6 protein-coding genes are annotated in these 6,775 nt (G+C 73.0%); 3 read left to right on the top strand and 3 right to left on the bottom strand.

The window, feature by feature from the left end; translation table 11 throughout:
* The 3 genes from AB0J68_RS23605 to AB0J68_RS23595 form a co-directional block, all read right to left on the bottom strand.
* Window positions 1-1,000, bottom strand: a 1,000-nt coding sequence (locus tag AB0J68_RS23605) for a DEAD/DEAH box helicase (protein ID WP_363940497.1), incomplete at its 3' end; no start/stop codon positions are given.
* A gap of 349 nt (window positions 1,001-1,349) precedes the next feature.
* On the bottom strand, window positions 1,350-2,918 hold the full coding sequence (locus AB0J68_RS23600; RefSeq protein WP_363940495.1) for a hypothetical protein: 1,569 nt from the start codon (window positions 2,916-2,918) through the stop codon (window positions 1,350-1,352).
* A 112-nt stretch (window positions 2,919-3,030) separates the two neighbouring features.
* Window positions 3,031-4,572: a C40 family peptidase gene (locus tag AB0J68_RS23595; protein WP_363940496.1), complete on the bottom strand. Its 1,542-nt coding sequence runs from the start codon at window positions 4,570-4,572 to the stop codon at window positions 3,031-3,033.
* A gap of 237 nt (window positions 4,573-4,809) precedes the next feature.
* On the opposite strand from AB0J68_RS23595, the gene mqnE reads away from it, so the two are divergent.
* The 3 genes from mqnE to AB0J68_RS23580 form a co-directional block, all read left to right on the top strand.
* The gene (gene mqnE / locus AB0J68_RS23590) at window positions 4,810-5,979 is read left to right on the top strand and encodes an aminofutalosine synthase MqnE (protein WP_007454528.1); all 1,170 of its coding nucleotides are present in this window, start codon (window positions 4,810-4,812) and stop codon (window positions 5,977-5,979) included.
* Window positions 5,980-6,002: 23 nt separating this feature from the next.
* On the top strand, window positions 6,003-6,440 hold the full coding sequence (locus AB0J68_RS23585; protein ID WP_354853818.1) for a hypothetical protein: 438 nt from the start codon (window positions 6,003-6,005) through the stop codon (window positions 6,438-6,440).
* A gap of 63 nt (window positions 6,441-6,503) precedes the next feature.
* On the top strand, window positions 6,504-6,775 hold a 272-nt coding region (locus AB0J68_RS23580; RefSeq protein WP_363940494.1), incomplete at its 3' end, for a DUF4229 domain-containing protein.

Genomic DNA, 6,775 nt, shown 5'->3' with positions numbered 1-6,775 from the left:
CCCAACTGGGTGTGGACCGGCTCGTCGAGCAGCTCGCGGCGGTCGGCGTACGGGCCGGTGGGCTGCACGGCGGCCCGTCGACGTGGATGCCCCGGGCCGCCACATCCGTGGCGACCAGGACGTTCATCCGGCCCTCACGGAACTCGGCCAGGGTCTTGGTCCGCATCCGCTGGGTCTTGCCGCCGTGCAGCCCACCGGCCCGTACGCCGACCGCCGCGAGCTGCTCGACGAGCCGGTCCACACCCAGTTGGGTGCGGGCGAAGACCATGGTCCGCCCGTCCCGGGCGGCGATCGACGCGGCCACCGGGAACTTCTCGTGCGGCGGGATCAGGAGCATGTGGTGATCCATGGTGGACACCGACGCGGTGGACGGCGCGGTGGAGTGGGTCACCGGGTCGTTCATGAACCGCCTGACCAGCGCGTCGACGTCACCGTCGAGGGTGGCCGAGAAGAGCAGCCGCTGACCGTTGGCCGGCGTCTTCGCCAGCAGTTCGGTCACCTCGGGCAGGAAGCCCATGTCGGCCATCTGGTCAGCCTCGTCGAGCACCGTCACCTCGACGTCGTCGAGCTGGCAGATGCCCCGCTCGATCAGGTCGCCGAGCCGGCCCGGGGTCGCAACGATGACCTCCACGCCGCGCCGGAGCGCGTCGATCTGGCGGTCGTACGGAACGCCGCCGACGGCGGTCTTCAAGAAGATGCCGACGGACTTGCCCAGCGGCACCAGCGCATCGTTGACCTGCATGGCCAGCTCACGGGTGGGAACCAGGACCAGGGCGCGCGGCCGCATCGGCCGGGCCCGGTTGCGGGTGGCGAGCCGAGCGATCATCGGCAGGCCGAAGGCGAGCGTCTTGCCCGACCCGGTCTGCCCACGGCCCAGCACGTCCCGGCCGGCGAGGGCGTCCGGAACGGTGGCCCGCTGGATCTCGAACGGAGCGGTGATGCCCTGGCGGGCCAGGGCACGAACCAGCGGCTCGGGCAGACCCAGGCCGGCGAAGTCGATCGGCTCGGCGGTCTCGGACGGAGTGTTCTCGGTCGAGACCGGCTCGGCCGCGACGACGCTGGACGTCTCCGGGGCTGCGTCGATCGCCACCGGGGTGGAATCGAAAACGGACGAAACGGTGCTGGAGTCAGCAGAGGTGGTCAACAAATGCCTTTCGAGCGGGGCGCATCTTCGCGATGGCCTGCCGCGGCTGTGCCGCCGGATCGCCCGCAAGATCGCCCAAGGGCGCGCACCACGCGCGCCGGGTCAGTGATCTCGACCAGTGTACGGCGGTTCGGCGAAGTCGCCAGCCGGTTGACCGACGGTAGTGGGCGGACTCACGGACCCGCGAACCCGCCCGGCCGCCGGATCAGCCGTTGAGCACGCTGCCCACCAGGCCGTCCAGGGCATCGTTCGCGAGCAGGACGACCAGCACGCTGATCCCCACCAGCAGCCCCAACGCGGCGATCAGGACGATCACCACCCGGGTGTTTCGCGATCGCTCGGCCGGCGTGTCCGACCAACCCTGGGCGAGGATGTGCCCGGTCAGCGACCCGGAATTCTCCACCGCCGCGTTGGCCGGCAGGGCGATCGTGGCGAATCCCGGCCCCTCACCGCCGCCGTAGACGGTGCCCGCCAGGTCGGTGCCGCCGTTGCGCCTTCCGGCGTGCGGGCCGGCCGGCGCGTCCCGCCGGGCGGGGCCTCCCGGCGGCGTGGTCGTCCGGTAGCCCGTACCACCGGTCGCCGGCGTGCCGGCGGTGGACGGTGGCCAGCTCGGCAACGCGGGCGCCGGCACCACCGGTGGGGCCGAGACAGGAGCCTCGGCCCGTGCGCCGCTCGGGGCCGACAACGCAGCATCCGACGTCCGGGCGCTGCTCGCGGCCGACGTCGCGGCATCCCGGGTCTGCTGTGCCCCGGTCGGGGCGACGTGCGAGGCGTTGACGGTTCGGGGTGCCGCGTCGGTCACGGACGGCCACGCGGCCGGCGGCGCGGAGACCGACGCGGTGGCCCGTACGCCCGGCGTGCCGATCGTCGCCGGGGGCGGCGGGAACGGTGGCGCCGGCATCGGACCGGGCGGCGGCGGTGGCGCGGGCACCGGCGGGCCGGGCGGCGGCATCGGCGGCCCGGGAACCGGTGGTGTCGGCGGACCCGGCATGGGCGGCAGCGGCGAGGGCGGCGGCACGGGTGGCCCTGGCACGGGCGGCACCGGGGCCGGTGGCGGCGTGGGGGAGGGGCCCGGCGTCGGCGACGGGCCGGGCGGGTACGGACCCGGACTCGGCGCGGGCTCCGGGTCACCGGGCGCGGGAGGCGTCGGTTCCGGGGTCGGCGGCTCGGGAGGCTGCACCGGCTCGGGAGGCTGCGCCGGCTCCGGTTGCTCGGGACTGACCGGCCCCGACCGGTAGACGGCGGACGTGCTGGCCCGGGAGTCCGGCGTGCCCTCGCTGCCGGCCGCGACCCGGCTGCTGCCCGGCACCGTGGCGCTGGCCCGCGCGGGAGCGGTCGAGGTGGCTCGCTGGCCGGGCAACGGGACGCCGACCGGGCTGGCCGAGCCGGTCGCCCGGTAGGTGGTCGCGCTGGCCGGGGCGCTCGCCGGGAGATCACCGGGCAGCGCTTTGACGGTCGCGACGCTCGCGCGGGCCCGCACCGGGGCCGCGGCGGTCGGGGCAGGGGCAGCGTCATCCGGCGCCGGCTGCTCGACGTCCGCCTCGCGGGGCTGAGCGATGGCAGCGTTCTCGGCGCGAGCGTCGTCGGTGCCAGCGTCGTTCGCGGCGTCGTCCTCGGGCGTGGCGGCCTTCGCGTCGTCCGTGGCAGCCTTCGCGTCGTCGGCGGCCTCCGTGGGGGCCTGCCCGTCGAGCGTGGCGGCGGCTTCGCCGTCGAGCGGGTCGGCCTCCGTCAGCGCGGAGTCGACACTCTCCGCCGGATCTCTCTGCTCGGCCATCTCCGCCCTCCGCGCCACGCTCGCACCCGGCCCGTGACATCGGACCGGATGTGCCTGGTTGTCACCGTGCCACAGATCGCCCCGGGCGGACAGCCGGAGGCCGTGTGGCGGCTCAGCGGTCGGTGCTCGGGCTGTTCGTCGGGCTGTCGCTGGACGTCCCGCTCCGGCTGGTGGACGGTGTGGCGGCCGCGGAGGCTGATGCGCTGGCCGGTGCCGTGGTGGGTGGCGGCGGCGGGGTCGACGGCGTGTTCGTCGGGCTGCCCGTCGGGGTCGGCGTGCTGCTGCCGGTCGGCTTCGGGGTCGGGGTGCCGGTGGGCTTGGGGGTGGCCGATCCGGTCGGCTTGGGCGTCGGCTTGGTGGTCGGCGTCGGCTTCGCGGTGGGGGTCGGCTTGGTGGGCGGGGTCGGCGTGGTGGTGGGGGGCGGCGGAAGGGGCACGGTCGGAGTCGGCACCGCCCCGATCACCCGGGTCGCGGCGTAGAGCCGGGACCAGCCGACCACCGAGATCTTGACCACGTCGCCGGTCGTGGGCGCCTGCACCATCTTGCCGTTACCGATGTACATGCCGACGTGGTGGATCGTGGTCCAGCTGCTGCCGGAGGCGAAGAAGAGCAGGTCGCCGGGGAGCAGTGCGCTCTGCGGCACGGTGCGGGAACGGGTAGCCGCGTACTGGTCGCGGGAGACCCGGGGCAGGTCGAAGTAGTCGGCGCCCGGGGACCGGTACGCCGCCCACATCAGACCGGAGCAGTCGAACTCGTCCGGCCCCTCCTCCGACCACTTGTACGGGTCGCCGAGCTGGGCGAGCGCGTACCGGACGGCGGCAAGCGCCCGCGGGTGCGCGGACATCCCGCTGCTGCTCTGGCCGACGACGTAGCCCGCGCCCAGCTGCTGCTCGGCGGCCTCCTGCTGACGCTCGAGCTCGATCAGCTGCGTGGCGTTGTCCTTGCGCAGTTTGAGCAGGCTGGCCTCGGCGGTGCGCAGCGCCTTCTCGCCGGTGGCGAACTCGGCCTCGGCGGCGTCAACGGCGGTCTTGGCCGTGGCGTGCGCCTGGTAGGCGGCCTGCTCGTTGGCGCGAGCCCGGGACAGCTCGCCGGCCACGGCGGTGGTGGCGCCCTCGACCTTCTCGCCACGGTTGATCCGCTGGAGCCGGCTCAACCCCTGGATGTCGTTGGCGAAGTCACCGGGCGGCAGGGCGGCGGCTGCCTTGACCGCGTCCGAGGCGGCCGCGTCGGCTGCCTGCTGGGCGCGCAGGAGGGCGTCCTGCGTGGTCGCCAGCACCTTGCCGGCGGCGGCGAGCTGGGCCTGCGCGTCGGTGCGTTTCTGCCGGGTCAACAGGAGTTGGTCGCCGAGCAGGCCGACCTGGCTCTCGGCGGCGGCGATCTGGGCGGCCAGCGGGCCGGCGCCGACGTTGACCACCGGCGGGGCGGGGATGCCGGCGACGGGCGGGCTGCCGGGCACCTGCGGCGCGCCGATCGACGGCGGGCGGGCGCCGGTGTCCGGCACCGTCGTGGGCACGGCGGGCTCGGCGTACGCGGGAGTGGCCAGCACGGCGGCGGCGATCGCGCCGAGCAGGGCTGCCCAGAGCTTCGGTCGCAGCACCGGCGAGATCACCGGGCTCCGTCGTCGCTGCCGTCGCCCGCGCCCGCTGTCGACCATTCCACTCCCCGTCCGGTGCTCGGCGCCGCGCTTGGTGGGCACGGCCGTCGGGACGGTACCAGTGTGTGAGTTCCGCCCCACCTTGTCTTACCGCACGACGGCAGTGATGTCGATGCATCGGTGGGTTACGGGAGGCTGAGAGTCCGGTGAAGTGGATCCCTGCCGCCGACCGTGCCGCCGGGGCCACCGGAACGCCGACGTACCCTCGGGAGGGACCGCAGGTGGAAGGGACGTGCCATGGACGCCGGACTCAAGCGTGAGCTCGAAGCGAAGGTGTACGCCGGTGAGCGGCTGAGCCGCGAGGACGGCATCGCCCTCTACGACAGCGACGACCTGACCTGGTTGGGGCGGCTGGCGCACCACAAGCGCACCGAGCTCAACGGCGAACGGGTGATGTTCAACGTCAACCGTCACCTCAACCTCACCAACGTGTGCTCGGCGTCGTGTGCGTACTGCTCGTTCCAGCGCAAGCCGGGCGAGAAGGACGCGTACACGATGCGCATCGACGAGGCGGTCCGCAAGGCCAAGGAGATGGAGGACGAGCAGCTCACCGAGCTGCACATCGTCAACGGCCTGCACCCGACGCTGCCGTGGCGCTACTACCCGAAGGTGCTGCGCGAGCTGAAGGCGGCGCTGCCGAACGTCAAGCTCAAGTGCTTCACGGCGACCGAGGTCCAGTGGTTCGAGAAGATCAGCGGCCTGAGCGCCGACGAGATCCTCGACGAGCTGATGGACGCCGGCCTGGAGTCGCTGACCGGCGGCGGCGCGGAGATCTTCGACTGGGAGGTCCGGCAGCACATCGTCGACCACGCCTGCCACTGGGAGGACTGGTCGCGGATCCACGCCCTCGCGCACAGCAAGGGCATGAAGACCCCGGCGACGATGCTGTACGGCCACATCGAGGAGCCCCGGCACCGCGTCGACCACGTGCTGCGGCTGCGCGAGTTGCAGGACGAGACCGGCGGCTTCGCGGTCTTCATCCCGCTGCGCTACCAGCACGACTTCGTGGACTCGGCGGACGGCAAGATCCGTAACCGGATCCAGGCGCGCACCACGATGGCCTCGCCGGCCGAGTCGCTGAAGACGTTCGCCGTGTCCCGGCTGCTCTTCGACAACGTGCCGCACCTGAAGAACTTCTGGGTGATGCACGGTCTCTCGGTGGCCCAGCTCTCGCTGAACTTCGGTGTGGACGACCTGGACGGCTCGGTGGTCGAATACAAGATCACGCACGACGCCGACTCGTACGGCACCCCGAACACCATGCACCGCGACGACCTGCTGCACCTGATCTGGGATGCCGGGTTCCAGCCGGTCGAGCGGGACACCCGCTACAACGTGGTCCGGGAGTACGACAAGGCGCCGTCGCTGGCCGAGCGCCGCGCCGAGCCGCAGCAGGTCTGGGCCTGAGGCACCACGTACCCTCGCAGTCGATGACCGAGCAGCGCGGAGCCGAGCAGCAGGGCGGGTTTCCCCGGCGGGACGCCGAGGGACGCGTGCGTACCCTGGGCGATCTGCTCGGGGTGTGCCTGGCCGGCGTGGTCATCGGCGTGCTGGCGCTCGTGCTGTTCGAGTGGGCGTTCGCCTCGTTCGGCGCCGGCGACTTCGGCCACACCAACGGTTGGCTGGCGGTGATCCTGCCGGCCTGGCTGTTCTGGGACGATTTCCGGGCCTGGGATTTCGGCGCGGCCCGGGTGGTGGCGGCGTTCGTCGCGCTGGCGGTCGCGGTGCTCGTGGGGCTGCTGGTCGCCGGGCTGGCCGCCGGGTTCCCGCCGCTGCTGTCCGGCGCGTTGGGGGCACTGGCGTTCACCGTGGCGTACGCGCTGGTCTGGTTCCGCGGCGTCCGTTGGCTGGCCCGCCGGACCGGCTGACCCCGACCAGGTTGACTCTTCCGCCGGCACCGGCGGCTGACGGAGAGAACGGAAGTGGTGCAGGTGAGCGCGGCGGTCAAGTACACGCTGGGCCGGATCGGGCTGTTCGTCGCCGTGCTGGCGGGTCTCTGGCTGGTCGACATGAACGTGTTCCTGAAGCTGATGCTGGCGCTGGTCTTCTCCGCCGCGCTCTCCTTCTTCCTGTTGCGCGGCTGGCGCGACGAGATGGCCGAGGAGATGGCCAGCGCCGCCGAGCGCCGCCGCACCGAGAAGGAACGCGCGGCGGAGAAGACCAGCGCCAGCATCAGCTTCAGGAAGACGTTCATGTCGACCAG

Source organism: Micromonospora sp. NPDC049580 (assembly GCF_040675595.1).
Taxonomy (GTDB): Bacteria; Actinomycetota; Actinomycetes; order Mycobacteriales; family Micromonosporaceae; genus Micromonospora.
This window is presented reverse-complemented; position numbering and strand designations above follow the sequence as displayed.